Source organism: Streptomyces sp. NBC_01410, assembly GCF_045040195.1.
Classification (GTDB): Bacteria; Actinomycetota; Actinomycetes; order Streptomycetales; family Streptomycetaceae; genus Streptomyces.
This window is the reverse complement of record NZ_CP109530.1, coordinates 3,519,518-3,536,761: the sequence shown is the minus strand read 5'-3', so window position 1 is coordinate 3,536,761 and position 17,244 is coordinate 3,519,518. Positions and strand designations below refer to the sequence as shown.

Genomic DNA, 17,244 nt, shown 5'->3' with positions numbered 1-17,244 from the left:
CGCCAGTGTCCATAACAAGACCCAGTGCCAGGCCCGATCGGCAAGGAGACCAACCTCAGTGTCCGTCTTCAACAAGCTCATGCGTGCAGGCGAAGGCAAGATCCTGCGCAAACTGCACCGCATCGCGGACCAGGTCAACTCCATCGAAGAGGACTTCGTCAACCTCTCCGACGCCGAGTTGCGGGCGCTCACCGATGAGTACAAGGAGCGGTTCGCCGACGGTGAGAGCCTGGACGACCTGCTCCCCGAGGCGTTCGCGACCGTCCGTGAGGCCGCCAAGCGCGTCCTCGGTCAGCGCCATTACGACGTACAGATGATGGGCGGCGCCGCGCTGCACCTCGGGTATGTCGCCGAGATGAAGACCGGTGAGGGCAAGACCCTCGTCGGCACGCTCCCCGCCTACCTCAATGCGCTCTCGGGCAAGGGCGTCCACCTGATCACGGTGAACGACTACCTGGCCGAGCGTGACTCCGAGATGATGGGCCGGGTTCACAAGTTCCTGGGCCTGGATGTCGGCTGCATCCTCGCCAACATGACGCCGGCTCAGCGCCGCGAACAGTACAACTGCGACATTACGTACGGAACGAACAACGAGTTCGGCTTCGACTACCTCCGCGACAACATGGCGTGGTCCAAGGACGAGCTCGTCCAGCGCGGCCACAACTACGCCATCGTCGACGAGGTCGACTCGATCCTCGTCGACGAGGCTCGTACGCCGCTGATCATCTCCGGCCCGGCCGACCAGGCCACCAAGTGGTACGGCGACTTCGCCAAGCTGGTGACCCGCCTGGCCAAGGGCGAGGCGGGCAACCCCCTCAAGGGCATCGAGGAGACCGGCGACTACGAGGTCGACGAGAAGAAGCGGACAGTCGCCATCCATGAACCGGGTGTCGCCAAGGTCGAGGACTGGCTGGGCATCGACAACCTCTACGAGTCGGTGAACACCCCGCTCGTCGGTTATCTGAACAACGCCATCAAGGCCAAGGAACTGTTCAAGAAGGACAAGGACTACGTCGTCATCGACGGCGAAGTCATGATCGTCGACGAGCACACCGGCCGTATCCTCGCTGGCCGCCGCTACAACGAGGGCATGCACCAGGCGATCGAGGCGAAGGAAGGGGTGGACATCAAGGACGAGAACCAGACCCTTGCCACGATCACCCTGCAGAACTTCTTCCGCCTCTACGGCAAGCTCTCCGGCATGACCGGTACGGCCATGACCGAGGCCGCCGAGTTCCACCAGATCTACAAGCTGGGCGTCGTGCCGATCCCGACGAACATGCCGATGGTCCGCATGGACCAGTCCGACCTGATCTACCGGACCGAGGTCGCCAAGTTCGCCGCAGTCGTCGACGACATCGCCGAGAAGCACGAGAAGGGCCAGCCGATCCTGGTCGGCACGACCTCGGTCGAGAAGTCCGAGTACCTCTCGCAGCAGCTCAACAAGCGCGGCATTCAGCACGAGGTCCTCAACGCCAAGCAGCACGACCGGGAGGCGACGATCGTCGCCCAGGCCGGGCGCAAGGGCGCGGTCACGGTCGCGACGAACATGGCCGGCCGTGGCACGGACATCAAGCTCGGCGGCAACCCCGACGACCTCGCCGAGGCAGAGCTGCGCCAGCGCGGCCTGGACCCGGTCGAGCACGTCGAGGAGTGGGCCGCGGCCCTGCCCGCCGCGCTGGAGCGCGCCGAGGCGGCCGTCAAGGCCGAGCACGACGAGGTGACCGACATCGGCGGGCTCTATGTGCTGGGCACCGAGCGGCACGAGTCGCGGCGTATCGACAACCAGCTGCGCGGTCGTTCCGGCCGTCAGGGCGACCCGGGCGAGTCCCGTTTCTACCTGTCCCTGGGTGACGACCTGATGCGTCTGTTCAAGGCGCAGATGGTCGAGCGCGTGATGTCGATGGCGAACGTCCCCGACGACGTCCCGATCGAGAACAAGATGGTCACGCGCGCGATCGCGTCGGCGCAGTCGCAGGTGGAGCAGCAGAACTTCGAGACGCGCAAGAACGTCCTGAAGTACGACGAGGTGCTCAACCGCCAGCGTGAGGTCATCTACGGCGAGCGCCGCCGCGTTCTGGAGGGCGAGGACCTGCACGAGCAGGTGCGCCACTTCATGGACGACACCATCGACGCGTACATCCAGGCGGAGACGGTCGAGGGCTTCGCAGAGGAGTGGGACCTGGACCGGCTGTGGGGCGCGTTCAAGCAGCTCTACCCGGTGAAGATCACCGTCGAGGAGCTGGAGGACGCGGCCGGCGACCGTGCCGGGATCACGGCCGAGTTCATCGCCGAGTCCATCAAGGACGACGTCCACGAGCAGTACGACGAGCGTGAGAAGCAGCTCGGCTCGGACATCATGCGTGAGCTGGAGCGGCGCGTGGTGCTGTCCGTACTGGACCGCAAGTGGCGTGAGCACCTCTACGAGATGGACTACCTCCAGGAGGGCATCGGCCTGCGCGCGATGGCCCAGAAGGACCCGCTCGTGGAGTACCAGCGCGAGGGCTTCGACATGTTCACCGCCATGATGGAGGGCATCAAGGAGGAGTCCGTCGGCTATCTGTTCAACCTGGAGGTCCAGGTCGAGCAGCAGGTCGAGGAGGTCCCGGTGCAGGACGCGGCTCCTTCGCTCGCCAAGGAGGACGCCGTTGCGGCGGGAGCCTCCCGTCCGGAGATCCGCGCGAAGGGGCTCGACGCCCCGCAGCGGCGGGACCGGCTGCACTTCTCGGCGCCGAAGGTGGACGGCGAGGGCGGCATCGTCGAGGGCGAATTCATCAGCGACGACGGGCAGGCCCCTTCGGACGGGGACGGCCTGACGCGGGCGGAGCGCCGCAAGGCGCAGAAGGGCGCCGGGCGCCGCCGCAAGAAGTAACTCTCTGCGCCTGCCTGTTGCGAACGGCCGGGGCCGGACACCGATTGCGGTGTCCGGCCCCGGCCGTTTCGCTCCCAGGGCTCGCGGTGGCGCGGATCCGCCAAACGATCCTGGACTTCCTCCAGACGGCCCGGCAGGTGCAGGAGGGGCAGGCGGGCCCGGCTCGGCGCGGACGGCGGCTGAGCGGACCGCCTGCGGCTTCCTCCCGGTCGGGCGGCCCGCAGGGCGGCGGCTAGTTCCCCGCGGTCGTGCCGACGCGTTCTCCGCCGAGTTCCACCGCGGCACAGCGCCAGCGCTGGTCCGCGCCCTGTTCCAGGCGGAAGGCCATCGCGCTGACCCGGTCGCCCGAGCCGATCCTGGCGAAGGCCTCGATCACGCCGGGGCCGGGGTGGTACTCCCCGCAGTGCCTTACGACGGGTGTGACCCGCTCCGCCGGACGCAGCGGGGCTCCCGGGGCGAGCCGCACAAGCTGTTCGTACGCCTCCCCGATGGTGTGCCCGAGCATCCAGTGCACCGGGCGCCGGCCGCTGAGCACCGCGAGCAGGCGGTCGGCGAACCAGTAGTGCGGCTTGTGCTGCCGTCGTGCGCGTGCCATCGCGGTTGCCGCCACCGCGGCGGGACGGCGCTGGTCCTGCCGCCCTGCGGGCCGGGTCCTGTTCATGCTCATGCAGATCGCCCCCGATATGCCGGGCCCGGCGCGATACCGGGCGGTAACTTCGTTGGTGATCTTCTACGGGGCGGGCTGGTCGGACCGCAATGCGCGGTGTCCCTTGCGGGGGCGGGAGCCACAGTTCACCTATCAGGGTGACGGGGGCCCGGCGCGGGCCGTCCTGAGCCGGTGCGAGGCAGGTCCGCGGTGGACGGCGCGCGAGGCCGGGGGCGGCAGCCCGAAGGGGGACCTTGGGCGGACCTCACACGTATCCTGAGGGCGTTTCCGACTACGAAAGCGGTCAGCCATGCGCGTCTACGTCCCCCTGACCCTCCCCGGACTCGCAGAGGCGCACAAGACGGGCGAGCTCGGCCCCGGGCCGCTGACCGCGTATGCCGTCACGCCGGGACTGCGCGAGTGGTACGTCTCCGACGACATCGAGGAACTGGAGTACGCCGCGCTGAACCGCGCCGCCGCCGCCTCGCTGCGGCTGCTCGCCGGTGACCCGGACGCGGTCAGGCGCCGGGTGGTCGTCGCGGTCGACGTAAGGGACCAGGACGCGGTCGCTGATCCCGACGGGGTGCTCGTCGTGAGCGCGCTCGGCGAGGTGCGGGTCGCCACCGCGGTTCCGCTGTCGAAGGCGGCGGCGGTGCACGTGGACGCGGACGACGCGATCGGTGATGTGGCGGCCGCGGCGGACGCGCTGGGGGCGGCGGACCAGGGCGACGACGACGCGCAGTTCACGGTGGACGGGGCGGAGGACCACGAGCTGCTCTGGTACGGGGTGCAGGAGATCCAAAACCTCGTCGGCTGAGGCTGCGAAGGGCGGCTCGGCGGCCGGTTGTCAGACCCGGCCGGTACCGTTTTCGCATGGGGAAGCACAGCACACATCTGGTCTGGGACTGGAACGGCACACTGCTCGACGACATCACGGCAGTCATCGGGGCGACCAACGCCGCCTTCGAGGAGATCGGCCTGGAGCCGATCACGCTCGAGAGCTACCGCGAGATGTACTGCGTACCGATTCCCCGGTTCTACGAGCGGCTCATGGGGCGGCTGCCGTCGGAGGCGGAGTGGGAGGTCATGGACGAGGCCTTCCACCGGCACTACAGCGAGCACCGGATCGGGTGCGGGCTGACCGAGGGCGTCGAGGAGCTGCTCCAGGAGTGGCGGCTGGCCGGGCGCAGCCAGTCGCTGCTGAGCATGTACGGGCACGAGGAGCTGGTCCCGGTCGTACGGGGCTATGGCATCGAGGGCCACTTCATACGCGTGGACGGGCGGACCGGGCCGTCCGGCGGCACGAAGGCGCTGCACATGGAGCGCCATCTCGCGGCGCTCGTCGGCCTCGCGGCCCCGGAGCGCACGGTGGTGATCGGTGACGCGGTCGACGACGCGGTGGCGGCGGCGCATGTGGGGGCGCGCGCGGTGCTGTACACCGGGGGGTCGCACAGCAGGGCGAGCCTGGAGTCGGTGGGGGTGCCGGTGGTGGACACCCTCGCGGAGGCGGTCGAAGTGGCGATACGACTGGCGGCGTAACGGGGCGGTTCGCCTCAGGACGGGCTGCTCCCGACCCCGCGGAGCCCACCCCGCGGAGCCCGAACCGGCCCGGCCGGGGCAGCCGCCCGGACCCCGAGGGGCCCGGGCCGCCCCGCCACACCCCCTACGCCACCGGTGCCTTCGCCCGGAGCACCGTGAGGAACTCCCGCATCCACGCCGAGTGGTCCGGCCATGCCCTCGACGACACCAGCGTGCCGTCGACGACCGCCTCCACGTCCTGGAAGCTCGCGCCCGCCGCCTGCATGTCCAGTTCCAGGGCGGGATAGGCCGTGACCCGGCGCCCCTCCAGGCTGCCGATCGCCGCCGTCAGCAGCGGGCCGTGGCAGATCTGCGCCACGGGCTTGTCGGCGTCGAAGAAGGACTTCAGAATCTTGCGTAGCTCGGGATCGTTGCGCAGGTACTCCGGGGCGCGGCCGCCCGGGATCACCACCGCTGCGTACTGTCCGGGCTCGACCTCAGAGAAGGCCAGGTCCGCCGGCCAGGTGTAGCCCGGCTTTTCGGTGTAGGTGTCGAAGCCCGGCTCGAAGTCGTGCACGACGAATTGGAGTTTTTTGCGGGCGGGGGCCGCGATGTCGACCTCGTACCCCTCTTCCCGCAGCCGCTGATACGGGTAGAGGACTTCGAGGGACTCGGCCGCATCGCCGGTGACGATCAGGATCTTCGGTGTCATGGCTGCTCCCGGTGTCGGGCTGTCGACGGTGCCCCTGCCGTCGGTGCAGGGCGTCGACGGTATGCCGTGTCGTCACCGCCAACCTGCACCGCGGGGGACTGTTTGCCAAGAGTGGCCCTGTGTCGCTGTCCAGACTGTCAAACTTCCGGCCCTGCTTTTGTACACATACGGCTCATGACGGGTCGGGGGGGCGGGGCGATAGCCTTGACCCGTGATCAGCGCTATATGCCGTGGGGGCAGCGAAGCCCCCGGCCAGCGCCCGGAGCGCCACAGCGCCCGGGCGATCGTTGATCACCCCGTTCCGGCCCCGCTGCCAACATTGGCCAATATCGGCTCGGACATCTCTCATCGCGGCATAACGTCGACTCCGACCGGACACCCCGCGTCATGGCGTTGCGTCGCTTCTTTCCCCTACGTCACGCAACGGCGCGCGACAGGAGCCAGAGGACATGCAGACCAAGCTGGACGAAGCCAAGGCCGAGCTGCTCGCACGGGCAGCCCGGGTTGCTGAGAACAGCCCGGTCGGGGGGCACCTTCCGACCGGGGCCGAGCACGGCAAGAGCCCTGACCAGGGCACCGTGCTCCGGTACCTCCAGCGCTACTACCTGCACACCGCTCCGGAGGACGTGGCCGACCGGGACCCGGTCGACGTCTTCGGCGCTGCCCTTTCCCACTACCGGCTCGCCGAGAACCGCCCCCAGGGGACGGCCAACGTCCGGGTCCACACCCCGACCGTCGAGGAGAACGGCTGGACGTGCAGCCACTCCGTGGTCGAGGTGGTCACCGACGACATGCCCTTCCTCGTCGACTCGGTCACCAACGAGCTCTCCCGCCAGGGCCGCGGCATCCATGTCGTGATCCACCCGCAGGTGACGGTCCGCCGCGACCTCACCGGCAAGCTGATCGAAGTTCTGCCCCTCGAGGCGAACGGCAAGGACCTGGCGCACGACGCGGTCCGCGAGTCCTGGATCCATGTCGAGATCGACCGCGAGACCGACCGGTCCGACCTCAAGCAGATCACCGGCGATCTGCTGCGGGTCCTCTCGGACGTCCGCGAGGCCGTCGAGGACTGGGAGAAGATGCGCGACGCCGCGCTGCGCATCGCCGAAGAGCTGCCCAGCGAGCCGACCGCCGACGATCTGCGTGACCAGGAGGTCGAGGAGGCGCGCGAACTGCTGCGCTGGCTCTCGGCCGACCACTTCACCTTCCTCGGCTACCGGGAGTACGAGCTCACCGACACCGACGCCCTGGCCGCCGTGCCCGGCACCGGCCTCGGCATTCTGCGCTCCGACCCCCAGCACAGCACCGACGAGGCGCACCCCGTCAGCCCCTCCTTCAGCCGACTGCCCGCCGACGCCCGTGCCAAGGCCCGCGAGCACAAGCTGCTCGTGCTGACGAAGGCCAACAGCCGCTCGACCGTGCACCGGCCCTCCTATCTCGACTACATCGGGGTGAAGAGGTTCGACGCCGAGGGCAATGTCATCGGTGAGCGCCGCTTCCTCGGCCTGTTCTCCTCCGCCGCGTACACCGAGTCCGTGCGCCGCGTCCCGGTCATCCGCCGCAAGGTCCAGGAAGTCGTCGAAGGCGCGGGCTTCGCGCCCAACAGCCACGACGGCCGCGACCTGCTGCAGATCCTGGAGACCTACCCGCGCGACGAGCTGTTCCAGACGCCGGCCGACCAGCTGCGTTCCATCGTCACGTCCGTCCTCTACCTCCAGGAGCGCCGCAGGCTGCGGCTGTACCTGCGCCAGGACGAGTACGGCCGCTACTACTCCGCCCTCGTCTACCTGCCGCGGGACCGCTTCACCACTGATGTACGGCTGCGCCTGACCGACATCCTGCTGGAGGAGCTGAACGGCCGCGCGCCGGTCGACTTCACCGCCCTGCACACCGAATCGGTGCTGTCCCGGCTGCACTTCGTCATCCGTGTCCAGCCCGGCACCGATCTCCCCGACCTCACCGATGCCGACAAGGACCGCATCGAGGCCCGGCTCGTCGAGGCGGCCCGCTCCTGGGCCGACGGCTTCGCCGAGGCGCTCAACGCCGAGTGCGGCGAAGAGCGCGCAGCCGAGCTGCTGCGCCGTTACGGCCACGCCTTCCCCGAGGGCTACAAGGCCGACCACTCGCCGCGCGCCGCCGTCGCCGACCTGGTCCATGTCGAGCAACTGGCCCACGTGGACAAGGACTTCGCGCTCTCCCTGTACGAGCCGGTCGGCGCGGGCCCCGGCGAGCGCCGTTTCAAGATCTACCGCACGGGTGACCAGGTCTCGCTCTCCGCCGTTCTGCCGGTCCTCAACCGGCTCGGCGTGGAAGTCGTCGACGAGCGTCCCTACGAGCTGCGCTGCTCGGACCGTACGACCGCGTGGATCTACGACTTCGGTATGCGCATGCCGCTGGCCACCGGCAACGGCGACTACCTGGCCGACGATGCCCGCGAACGCTTCCAGGAGGCCTTCTCGGCAGTCTGGACCGGCGAGGCGGAGAACGACGGCTTCAACTCCCTCGTGCTGCGCGCCGGTCTGGACTGGCGGCAGGCGATGGTGCTGCGCGCCTACGCCAAGTACCTGCGCCAGGCCGGTGCGACCTTCAGCCAGGACTACATGGAGGACACCCTCAGTACCAACGTCCACACCACCCGGCTGCTGGTGTCCCTCTTCGAGGCCCGGATGTCCCCCGAGCGCCAGCGCGGCGGCACCGAGCTGACCGACGCCCTGCTGGAGGAGCTCGACGGCGCGCTCGACCAGGTCGCGAGCCTGGACGAGGACCGCATCCTGCGGTCGTTCCTCACCCTCATCAAGGCGACGCTGCGCACGAACTTCTTCCAGGAGGCGGCGTGCGCCAAGTACCACAGCTATGTGTCGATGAAGTTCGACCCGCAGGCCATCCCGGAGCTCCCCGCGCCCCGCCCGGCGTACGAGATCTGGGTCTACTCCCCGCGCGTCGAGGGTGTGCACCTGCGCTTCGGCAAGGTCGCGCGCGGCGGTCTGCGCTGGTCCGACCGGCGTGAGGACTTCCGTACGGAGATCCTGGGCCTGGTCAAGGCTCAGATGGTCAAGAACACCGTGATCGTTCCGGTCGGCGCCAAGGGCGGCTTCGTCGCCAAGCAGCTGCCCGACCCGTCGGTGGACCGGGACGCGTGGCTGGCCGAGGGCATCGCCAGCTACAAGGTGTTCATCTCGGCACTGCTCGACATCACGGACAACATGGTGGCCGGCGAGATCGTGCCGCCCGCCGATGTCGTACGCCACGACGAGGACGACACCTACCTCGTCGTCGCCGCCGACAAGGGCACCGCGACCTTCTCCGACATCGCCAACGAGGTCGCGGTCGCGTACAACTTCTGGCTCGGTGACGCCTTCGCTTCGGGCGGCTCCGCCGGATACGACCACAAGGCCATGGGCATCACCGCCCGCGGCGCCTGGGAGTCCGTCAAGCGGCACTTCCGCGAGCTCGGCCACGACACCCAGACCCAGGACTTCACGGTTGTCGGTGTCGGCGACATGTCCGGTGACGTGTTCGGCAACGGCATGCTGCTCTCCGAGCACATCCGCCTCGTCGCGGCCTTCGACCACCGGCACATTTTCATCGACCCCAACCCGGACGCGGCCACCTCGTACGCCGAGCGCCGCCGCCTCTTCGAGCTGCCCCGCTCCTCCTGGGCCGACTACGACAAGGAGCTGCTGTCGGCCGGCGGCGGCATCCACCCGCGCGCGGCCAAGTCGATCCCGGTCAACGCGCACATGCGTGCTGCCCTCGGCATCGAGGCGGGCATCTCCAAGATGACGCCCGCCGAGCTGATGAAGACGATCCTCAAGGCCCCGGTGGACCTGTTGTGGAACGGCGGCATCGGTACGTACGTCAAGGCCTCCTCCGAGTCCAACGCCGACGTCGGCGACAAGGCCAACGACGCGATCCGCGTCAACGGCGAGGACCTGCGGGTCAAGGCCGTCGGCGAGGGCGGCAACCTGGGTCTGACCCAGCTGGGCCGGATCGAGTTCGACCGCAGCGGCGGCAAGATCAACACCGACGCCATCGACAACAGCGCGGGCGTGGACACCTCCGACCACGAGGTGAACATCAAGATCCTGCTCAACGGCCTGGTGTCGGACGGCGACATGACCGTCAAGCAGCGCAACAAGCTGCTCGCCGAGATGACCGACGAGGTCGGCGCGCTGGTCCTGCGCAACAACTACGCGCAGAACGTCGCCCTCGGCAACGCCGTCGCCCAGTCGCCTTCCCTGCTCCACGCCCACCAGCGCTTCATGCGGCGCCTCGGCCGGGACGGGCACCTGGACAGGGCACTGGAGTTCCTGCCGAATGACCGGCAGATCCGTGAGCTGCTCAACTCCGGCAAGGGGCTCAGCCAGCCCGAGCTGGCCGTGCTGCTCGCCTACACCAAGATCACGGTGGCGGACGAGCTGATCGGGACCGCGCTGCCGGACGACCCGTATCTGCGCCGGCTGCTGCACGCGTACTTCCCGCAGGCCCTGCGCGACAGGTTCCCCGACGCGATCGACGGGCACGCGCTGTGCCGGGAGATCGTCACGACGGTGCTGGTCAACGACACGGTGAACACCGGTGGTTCGACCTTCCTGCACCGGTTGCGCGAAGAGACGGGCGCGTCGATCGAGGAGGTCGTGCGGGCGCAGACCGCGGCCCGCGAGATCTTCGGGCTCAACGCCGTGTGGGACGCGGTCGAGGCGCTGGACAACATCGTTCCGGCCGCTGTCCAGACCCGTATCCGCCTGCACTCGCGCCGCCTCGTCGAGCGCGGCACGCGCTGGCTGCTCGGCAACCGGCCGCAGCCGCTGGAGCTCGCCGAGACCATCGGCTTCTTCTCCGAGCGCGTGGAGCAGGTCTGGGCCGAGCTGGCGAAGATGCTGCGCGGCGCGGACCTGGAGTGGTACCAGAGCATCCTCGAAGAGCTCACCGAGGAGGGCGTCCCCGAGGAGCTCGCGCTGCGGGTCGCCGGGTTCTCCTCCGCCTTCCCGACGCTCGACATCGTCGCGATCGCGGACCGCACCAAGAAGGAGCCGATGGCGGTCGCCGAGGTGTACTACGACCTCGCGGACCGGCTGCGCATCACCCAGCTGATGGACCGGATCATAGAGCTGCCGCGTGCCGACCGCTGGCAGTCGATGGCCCGCGCATCCATCCGAGAGGACCTGTACGCGGCGCATTCCGCTCTGACGGCGGACGTGCTCACCGTCGGCAACGGCACCTCGACGCCGGAGGAGCGGTTCAAGGCGTGGGAGCAGAAGAACGCGGCGATCCTGAGCCGGGCGCGTACGACGCTGGAGGAGATCCAGGGCTCGGACACGTTCGACCTGGCGAATCTGTCGGTCGCGATGCGGACAATGCGCCAGCTGCTGCGGACGCACAGCTGACACCGCTGTAAGGGGGCGCCCGGCACCGAATCGGTGCCGGGCGCCTTCGTCCTCGGGCGGTTCGCGAGGGCCCGGGGCCTATCGCGCGGCCGTGGCGGCCCACAGCCGTCGGCAGGACAGCAGGGCCGCGACAAGCAGCAGCCCGTTGCGTACGGCCATGAGGAGCAGGCCGGACGGCGTGCCCGCCACCACGTCGTCGTACAGCACGGGGTGGGCGAGCGCGCTCGCGGCGGCGGCCGGCAGCATCAGGAGCGCGACCGGGCGCTGGGTGGTGTGCCGCGACGTCAGGCAGACCGCGGCCAGACCCAGCAGCCCGACCAGATACTGCGGGCTGATGACCCGGCTGGTGACAGTGAGGAGCAGTACGGCGGCGAACGCGGCGTCGAAAAGTGTGGCGGGTGGCCGGCGCCACGACCTGGCCCGCCACAGCAGCAGCCAGCACACCGCCGCGACGCTCAGGAGCAGACTGAGCCGCGCGATGCCCGACACGTACGGGCCGACGAGTTCGAAGTCTCCGTACTGGTAGCGGACCGTGCCCGGCCAGCCCGCCTTCCGCGCGAACTGGAGCGCGGTCCCGCCGAGGGACTCGATCTGGATGCCCCTGGCGCCCTGCTGCCGCAGAAAGTCCGCGGTGTGGCTGAAGCCGAACGCGAAGACGGCGAGCAGCGCGGTCATGCAGGCCGCGGCCGAGAGCCAGACCGCGCGAGTGGTACGCCCCGGGGGCGTGCCAAGGACGGTGAGCAGCGGCCATACCTTGATCATCGCGCCCAGCCCGGCGAGCCCGCCCGCGATGTGCGGGCGCCTGCGCACGGCCAGCAGGGCGAGTACGGCGACGGCGGTGACCTGCACGTCGTAGCGCGCGTACGGGAGGTGCAGCAGGAGCGGCAGTCCGCACACCCACAGCCAGGCGCCGGGCAGACCGGCCCGGGAGAGGGCGAGCGTGATGACCGCGTCTGCGGCGAGGGTGAGGGCGACGAAGGCCTGGAAGTAGGTCAGAAAGGGCAGCGCGCCGGGGGCGAGGAAGACGAGGGCGGCGCCCGGCGGGTGCTGCCAGGTGGCGTCGTCCAGGGGGAACCCACCCTGGAGGAGCTGCTCGTACCAGCGCCGGTAGAGGATGTGGACCTCGCCCGCGACACCGCTGTCGCCGACCTCGTCGAAGAGGAGCAGCCCGAGCATGCCGACGCGGGTGGCCACCCAGACCGCGGCGAGCGCGGCGGCGCGCCTGCGGCGGAAACGGGAGGGGGAGGTGCCGAGGAGGGCGATCCCCGGCACCGGGGAGGGGACGAAGGAGGACAGGGGCGGGCCGATCCGATGGGTCGTCATCGGCCGGAAGTTTAGGGCGTATTAGGCCATTTTCGGCTACTTGGTGTTGTTGTACTTCTCGTATGCCGCGACGACTTCCGCCGCCGGGCCGTCCATCAGCATCCGTCCCGCCTCCAGCCAGATCGCACGGTCGCAGGTCTGGGTGATCGCCCCGTTGCTGTGGCTCACCAGAAAGACCGTGCCGGCCTCCTGGCGCAGCTCGTTGATGCGCTCCTGGCTGCGGCGCTGGAACTTCGCGTCGCCGGTGGACAGGGCCTCGTCGATCAGCAGCACGTCATGGCTCTTGGCCGCGGCGATCGAGAAGCGGAGCCGGGCGCCCATGCCGGAGGAGTACGTCCGCATGGGGAGCGAGATGAAGTCGCCCTTCTCGTTGATCCCCGAGAAGTCCACGATCTGTTCGTACCGCTCCTGGATCTGCTCGCGGGTCATGCCCATCGCCAGACCGCCGAGGATGACGTTGCGCTCGCCGGTCAGATCGCCCATCAGTGCGGCGTTCACGCCGAGGAGGGAGGGCTGGCCCTGGGTGAAGACCCTGCCCTCGGTGGCCGGCAGCAGGCCCGCGATCGCTTTCAGCAGCGTCGACTTGCCGGAGCCGTTGGAGCCGATCAGGCCGATGGCCTCGCCCTTGTACGCCGCGAAGCTGACGCCCTTGACGGCATGCACCACGCGGACGCCCGGGGATTTCTTGCGGGAGGCGATCCGGCTGAGGGCGGCGGTGGCGCTGCCTTTGCCGCCGCGGGCGCCGTGGACCGTGTACGTGATGTGGACGTTGTCGACGACGACGGTCGGGACGCGTTCGTCGGTCGTCCGCGTGTCCTCGGGTGCGGGGATTACCTGGGAGTCAGACACGGCCGTACTCCTCCTCTGCCTTCCAGAAGTAGATGAACCCGCCCACTCCGAACAGGAGCGCCCAGCCGAGGGCGACGGCCCAGACGTGCGGGGGCAGTTGGGCGGAGGTGTAGCTCTCGATGAGCGCGAAACGCATCAGGTCGATGAAGACGGCGGCGGGATTGCACTCCAGGGCGACCATCACGAGATGCGGCAGGTGCGCGCCCTTGAGGACCTTGTCGATGCTCCACATCACGCCGGAGGCATACATCCAGGTGCGCAGGACGAAGGGCATCAGCTGGGCGATGTCGGGGGTCCTGGCGCACAGCCGCGCCATGATCATCGAGACGCCGGTGTTGAAGACTGCCTGAAGGATCAGGGCGGGGACGGCCAGCAGCCAGGTGAGCTTGGGGTACTCCCCGAAGCAGATCAGGATCATGACCAGCGCGCCCATGGAGAACATCAGCTGCTGGAGCTGGAGCAGGACGTAGGAGATGGGCAGGGTGGCGCGCGGGAAGTGCAGCGCCTGCACCAGGCCCATGTTGCCGCGGATGGCGCCGCTGCCGGTCATGATCGAGCTGGAGGTGAAGGTCCAGATGAAGACGCCCGTGACCAGGAACGGGACGAAGTCGGGGACGCCGCGGCTGGTCTGGAGCAGGATGCCGAAGATGAAGTAGTAGACCGCCGCGTTCAGCAGCGGGGTCATGATCTGCCAGACCTGGCCGAGCTTGGCGCGGCTGTACTGCGCGGTGAGGCGGGCGGTGGCGAAGGCGCCGATGAAGTGGCGTCGTGACCAGAGCTGCCGGACGTAGTCGGGCAAGGTCGGCCGGGCGCCGCTGACGGTCAGCCCGTGCCTGAGGGCGAGCTCACCGAAATCCTCCACGAAGGGGGGAGGGGCAATCGTCTGCGTGCTCACAGGGGCGGCCACTTTCGACGGGGGAGGGTGGAATCTGGCGATGGGACGGACCCGTATCGTCGCTACGGTGAGAGTAGGACGGTCCAGCGCCGCAACGCAACCGTGTCGTCGTGACGGTAGGATCCGGGCATGACCACGGACCCTGGAACCCCACGTCGCGCCCCCGCGGGAGCCGCAGTGCTCCGGGAGGACGTGACCGATGCGATTCGCGCCGCCGTCTTCGAGGAACTGGCGGCGGTCGGCTTCGCCCGGATGTCGATCGAAGGAATCGCGCGGCGCGCGGGAGTCGGCAAGACCGCGGTCTACCGGCGCTGGAAGTCGAAGCTGTCGCTCGTGCTCGACCTGGTCTCGGCCTTCGCCTCGCAGGGGCTGCCGGCGCCGGCGACGGGGTCGCTGTACGGAGACGTGCGGGCGCTGCTGGAAGTGGCCTCGCACGCCCTGCGCCACCCGGTGGCCTCCCAGGTCATCCCGGACCTGCTGGTCGAGGCGGCGCGCCATCCGGAAATCTCGGACGCGATCAAGGCGGCGCTGCTGGACGGCCAGCAGGGCGTGGCGGCGGTGGTGGTCCGCGAGGCGGTGTCCCGCGGCGAACTCCCGGAAGGAACGGATCCGGACCGGGCGCTGGACCTGATCGTGGGGCCGCTGTACTGGCGGCTGGTGGTGGTGCGGGGCGGGCTGCCGAAGGGGTACCTGGACGAACTGGCGAGGTCGGCGGTGGCGGGGCTTCAGGCCTGACGGGGGTTCGGCGGGGCTCCGCCCAGGACCCCGCTCCTCACTCGCCGTAGGGGCTGAATGCTCAGCCCGTACGTCACTTCACCGCCCCCGCCATCACCCCCGTCACGAACTGCCGCTGGAACGCGAAGAACACCGCAAGCGGGATGATCATCGAGACGAACGCCCCCGGCGCCAGCACGTCGATGTTGTTGCCGAACTGCCTCACCTGGCGCTGCAGCGCCACCGTGATCGGCGCGCTCTCCGAGTCCGCGAAGATCAGGGCCACCAGCATGTCGTTCCAGACCCACAGGAACTGGAAGATGCCCAGCGAGGCGATCGCCGGGCCGCCCAGGGGCATCACCACGCGGGTGAACAGGCGGATCTCGCCCGCGCCGTCCAGCCTCGCCGCCTCCAGCAGTTCCCTCGGGATCTCCGCGAAGAAGTTCCTCAGCAGGAAGATCGCGAAGGGGAGCCCGAACGCCACATGGAAGACGATCACGCCGATCGTCGTCTCGAAGATGCCGACCCAGCCGAACAGTTTGGAGACCGGCACCAGCGCGACCTGGACCGGGACCACCAGGAGGGCGACCACCGCGATGAACCACCAGTCGCGTCCGGGGAAGTCCATCCAGGCGAAGGCGTAACCGGCCAGCGAGCCGATCACCACCACCAGCAGTGTCGCGGGGACGGTGATCAGGACGCTGGACAGCAGGGAGTCGGTGATCGCCTCGTTGTCCAGCAGCCGTGAGTAGTTGTCGAAGGTGAGCTGCGCCGGCGCGCTGAACACCTTCCACCAGCCGCTCGCGCTGATGTCCGCCGGCCCCCGCAGCGAGGACAGCAGCAGCCCGAACGTCGGCAGCAGCCAGAACAGGCCCACCAGGACGAGGAAGACGCGCATCACGCCGCCGCCCGCGCGTGCCGCGATCCGTGCCGGGAGGGACTGCTTCGCCTTCACCGCACCGTCGGTCGTGGTCGTGGTCATCGGCGGGCCTCCCTTCGCATGCGCCGGATGTTGAACAGCATCACCGGGACCACCAGCAGCAACAGGAGTACGGCAATCGCGCTGCCCAGCCCCGGATTCGAGTCCGTGCCGAAGGAGGAGCGGTAGAGCTGGAGCGCCAGGACATTCGCGTCGTCCTGCGCGGAACCGGGCGCGATGATGAAGACCAGGTCGAAGATCTTCAGCACATTGATCATCAGGGTGACCAGCACCACCGCGAGCACGGGAGCCAGCAGCGGGACAGTGACCCTGCGGAAGACCTGCCATTCGTTCGCGCCGTCCACCCGCGCCGCTTCGAGCAGTTCACGCGGCACGCTCGCGAGCCCCGCCGCGATCAGCACCATCGCGAAGCCCGCCCACATCCATACGTAACTGCCGATGATCGCCGGAGTGACGAACGAGGGTCCGAGCCAGTTGACGCCGTTGTACGGCTCGCGGAAGTTGTCGGCGGGCAGCCGCAGTTGGGCCCCGTCCGCGGACGCGGGCAGCGTGAACGTACCGTCCGCGCCCGCCCGTGCCGAGGCGACCACCTTGCCGTCCTTGACCGCCTCGACCTTGATGCCCTTGAGGCCGAGCTCCTTCGCGTCGATGGCATTCGTCCTGCCGCCGCCGCCCTTGGTGAAGTCCAGCCACGCGGTGCCGGTGATCTTCCCGTCGTCCGGCTGGGCCGCCTTCGCGGACTTCGCGCCGGACGGCATCTTCTCGGCCGCGACACCCACCAGCGGGAGCTGGACCTGTTGGCCCGCGGCCACCGGCTCCCTGGTGACGAACGACCCGCCTCCGCCCCCCTTGAGCGGGGCGAGCGGCAGCGGATGCGCCTTGGGGAATCCGGCCGACTCGGCGAAGGTGTCATGCACGCCCACCCAGACCGCGTTGGCGACCCCGCGGTCCGGATCCTGCTCGTACACAAGCCGGAAGATGATGCCCGCCGCGAGCATCGAGATCGCCATCGGCATGAAGACGATCAGCTTGAACGCCGTGCCCCAGCGCACCCGTTCGGTGAGTACGGCGAAGATCAGACCGAGCGCCGTCGAGACGGCCGGCGCGACGACGACCCAGATCGCGTTGTTCTTGACCGCGGTCAGGATGCTGTCCTCGGTGAAGATCTCCTTGTAGTTGTCGAGCCCGGCGAAAGAGCTGCCGGACTGGTCGAAGAAGGACCGGTAGAGGGAGTACCCGATGGGGTAGACGACGAGCGCGCCCAGCAGCACCAGCGCGGGCAGCAGAAAGCCGGCCGCGACAATTTTACGTGTGCCTGTCACGCTCTTGCGCTTGTCGGCGGGGGGAGCCGGACGCGCCGGACCCCCCGCGGTCGCCGCGGTTTTCAC

At 69.1% G+C, this 17,244-nt stretch carries 12 protein-coding genes; 5 read left to right on the top strand and 7 right to left on the bottom strand.

The features are described from left to right. Positions 1-58: 58 nt before the first annotated feature. Positions 59-2,872 (top strand): preprotein translocase subunit SecA, encoded by a 2,814-nt coding sequence (secA, locus tag OG741_RS16095; RefSeq protein ID WP_405598425.1) that lies wholly within the window; start codon positions 59-61, stop codon positions 2,870-2,872. A gap of 232 nt (positions 2,873-3,104) precedes the next feature. Here the strand turns inward: secA and OG741_RS16090 are convergent, their stop codons facing one another. Beyond that, positions 3,105-3,539: an Rv3235 family protein gene (locus tag OG741_RS16090; protein ID WP_405598424.1), complete on the bottom strand. Its 435-nt coding sequence runs from the start codon at positions 3,537-3,539 to the stop codon at positions 3,105-3,107. Between the two features lie 289 nt (positions 3,540-3,828). Here OG741_RS16090 and OG741_RS16085 point away from each other — a divergent pair, with 289 nt between their 5' ends. Beyond that, positions 3,829-4,335: a DUF6912 family protein gene (locus tag OG741_RS16085; RefSeq protein ID WP_405598422.1), complete on the top strand. Its 507-nt coding sequence runs from the start codon at positions 3,829-3,831 to the stop codon at positions 4,333-4,335. Positions 4,336-4,391: 56 nt separating this feature from the next. Next, positions 4,392-5,057, top strand: coding sequence for an HAD family hydrolase (locus tag OG741_RS16080; RefSeq protein ID WP_405598420.1), 666 nt, complete (start codon positions 4,392-4,394; stop codon positions 5,055-5,057). Between the two features lie 124 nt (positions 5,058-5,181). On the opposite strand, the gene OG741_RS16075 is transcribed toward OG741_RS16080, so the two are convergent. Continuing rightward, positions 5,182-5,748: a DJ-1/PfpI family protein gene (locus OG741_RS16075; RefSeq protein WP_266475931.1), complete on the bottom strand. Its 567-nt coding sequence runs from the start codon at positions 5,746-5,748 to the stop codon at positions 5,182-5,184. A gap of 449 nt (positions 5,749-6,197) precedes the next feature. On the opposite strand from OG741_RS16075, the gene OG741_RS16070 reads away from it, so the two are divergent. Further along, positions 6,198-11,135, top strand: coding sequence for an NAD-glutamate dehydrogenase (locus OG741_RS16070; RefSeq protein WP_405598417.1), 4,938 nt, complete (start codon positions 6,198-6,200; stop codon positions 11,133-11,135). Between the two features lie 78 nt (positions 11,136-11,213). Here OG741_RS16070 and OG741_RS16065 read toward each other — a convergent pair whose 3' ends face one another. Genes OG741_RS16065 through OG741_RS16055 form a run of 3 tightly spaced genes read right to left on the bottom strand, consistent with a single transcriptional unit; the run spans position 11,214 to position 14,202 of the window. Continuing rightward, on the bottom strand, positions 11,214-12,458 hold the full coding sequence (locus OG741_RS16065; RefSeq protein ID WP_405598414.1) for a glycosyltransferase 87 family protein: 1,245 nt from the start codon (positions 12,456-12,458) through the stop codon (positions 11,214-11,216). A gap of 36 nt (positions 12,459-12,494) precedes the next feature. Next, positions 12,495-13,307 carry an ABC transporter ATP-binding protein gene (locus tag OG741_RS16060; RefSeq protein WP_405598412.1) on the bottom strand — a complete coding sequence of 271 codons (813 nt, stop codon included), beginning with the start codon at positions 13,305-13,307 and terminating at the stop codon, positions 12,495-12,497. Continuing rightward, on the bottom strand, positions 13,300-14,202 hold the full coding sequence (locus tag OG741_RS16055) for an ABC transporter permease (RefSeq protein WP_405598409.1): 903 nt from the start codon (positions 14,200-14,202) through the stop codon (positions 13,300-13,302). Before OG741_RS16055 ends, OG741_RS16060 begins: the two co-directional genes overlap by 8 nt. Before the next feature lie 129 nt (positions 14,203-14,331). On the opposite strand from OG741_RS16055, the gene OG741_RS16050 reads away from it, so the two are divergent. After that, the gene (locus OG741_RS16050) at positions 14,332-14,937 is read left to right on the top strand and encodes a TetR/AcrR family transcriptional regulator (RefSeq protein ID WP_405598406.1); all 606 of its coding nucleotides are present in this window, start codon (positions 14,332-14,334) and stop codon (positions 14,935-14,937) included. Positions 14,938-15,010: 73 nt separating this feature from the next. On the opposite strand, the gene OG741_RS16045 is transcribed toward OG741_RS16050, so the two are convergent. Continuing rightward, positions 15,011-15,898 carry a carbohydrate ABC transporter permease gene (locus OG741_RS16045; RefSeq protein ID WP_405598403.1) on the bottom strand — a complete coding sequence of 296 codons (888 nt, stop codon included), beginning with the start codon at positions 15,896-15,898 and terminating at the stop codon, positions 15,011-15,013. Further along, entirely contained in the window at positions 15,895-17,244 is a 1,350-nt protein-coding gene (locus OG741_RS16040; RefSeq protein ID WP_405598400.1) for a carbohydrate ABC transporter permease, read from the bottom strand. Before OG741_RS16040 ends, OG741_RS16045 begins: the two co-directional genes overlap by 4 nt.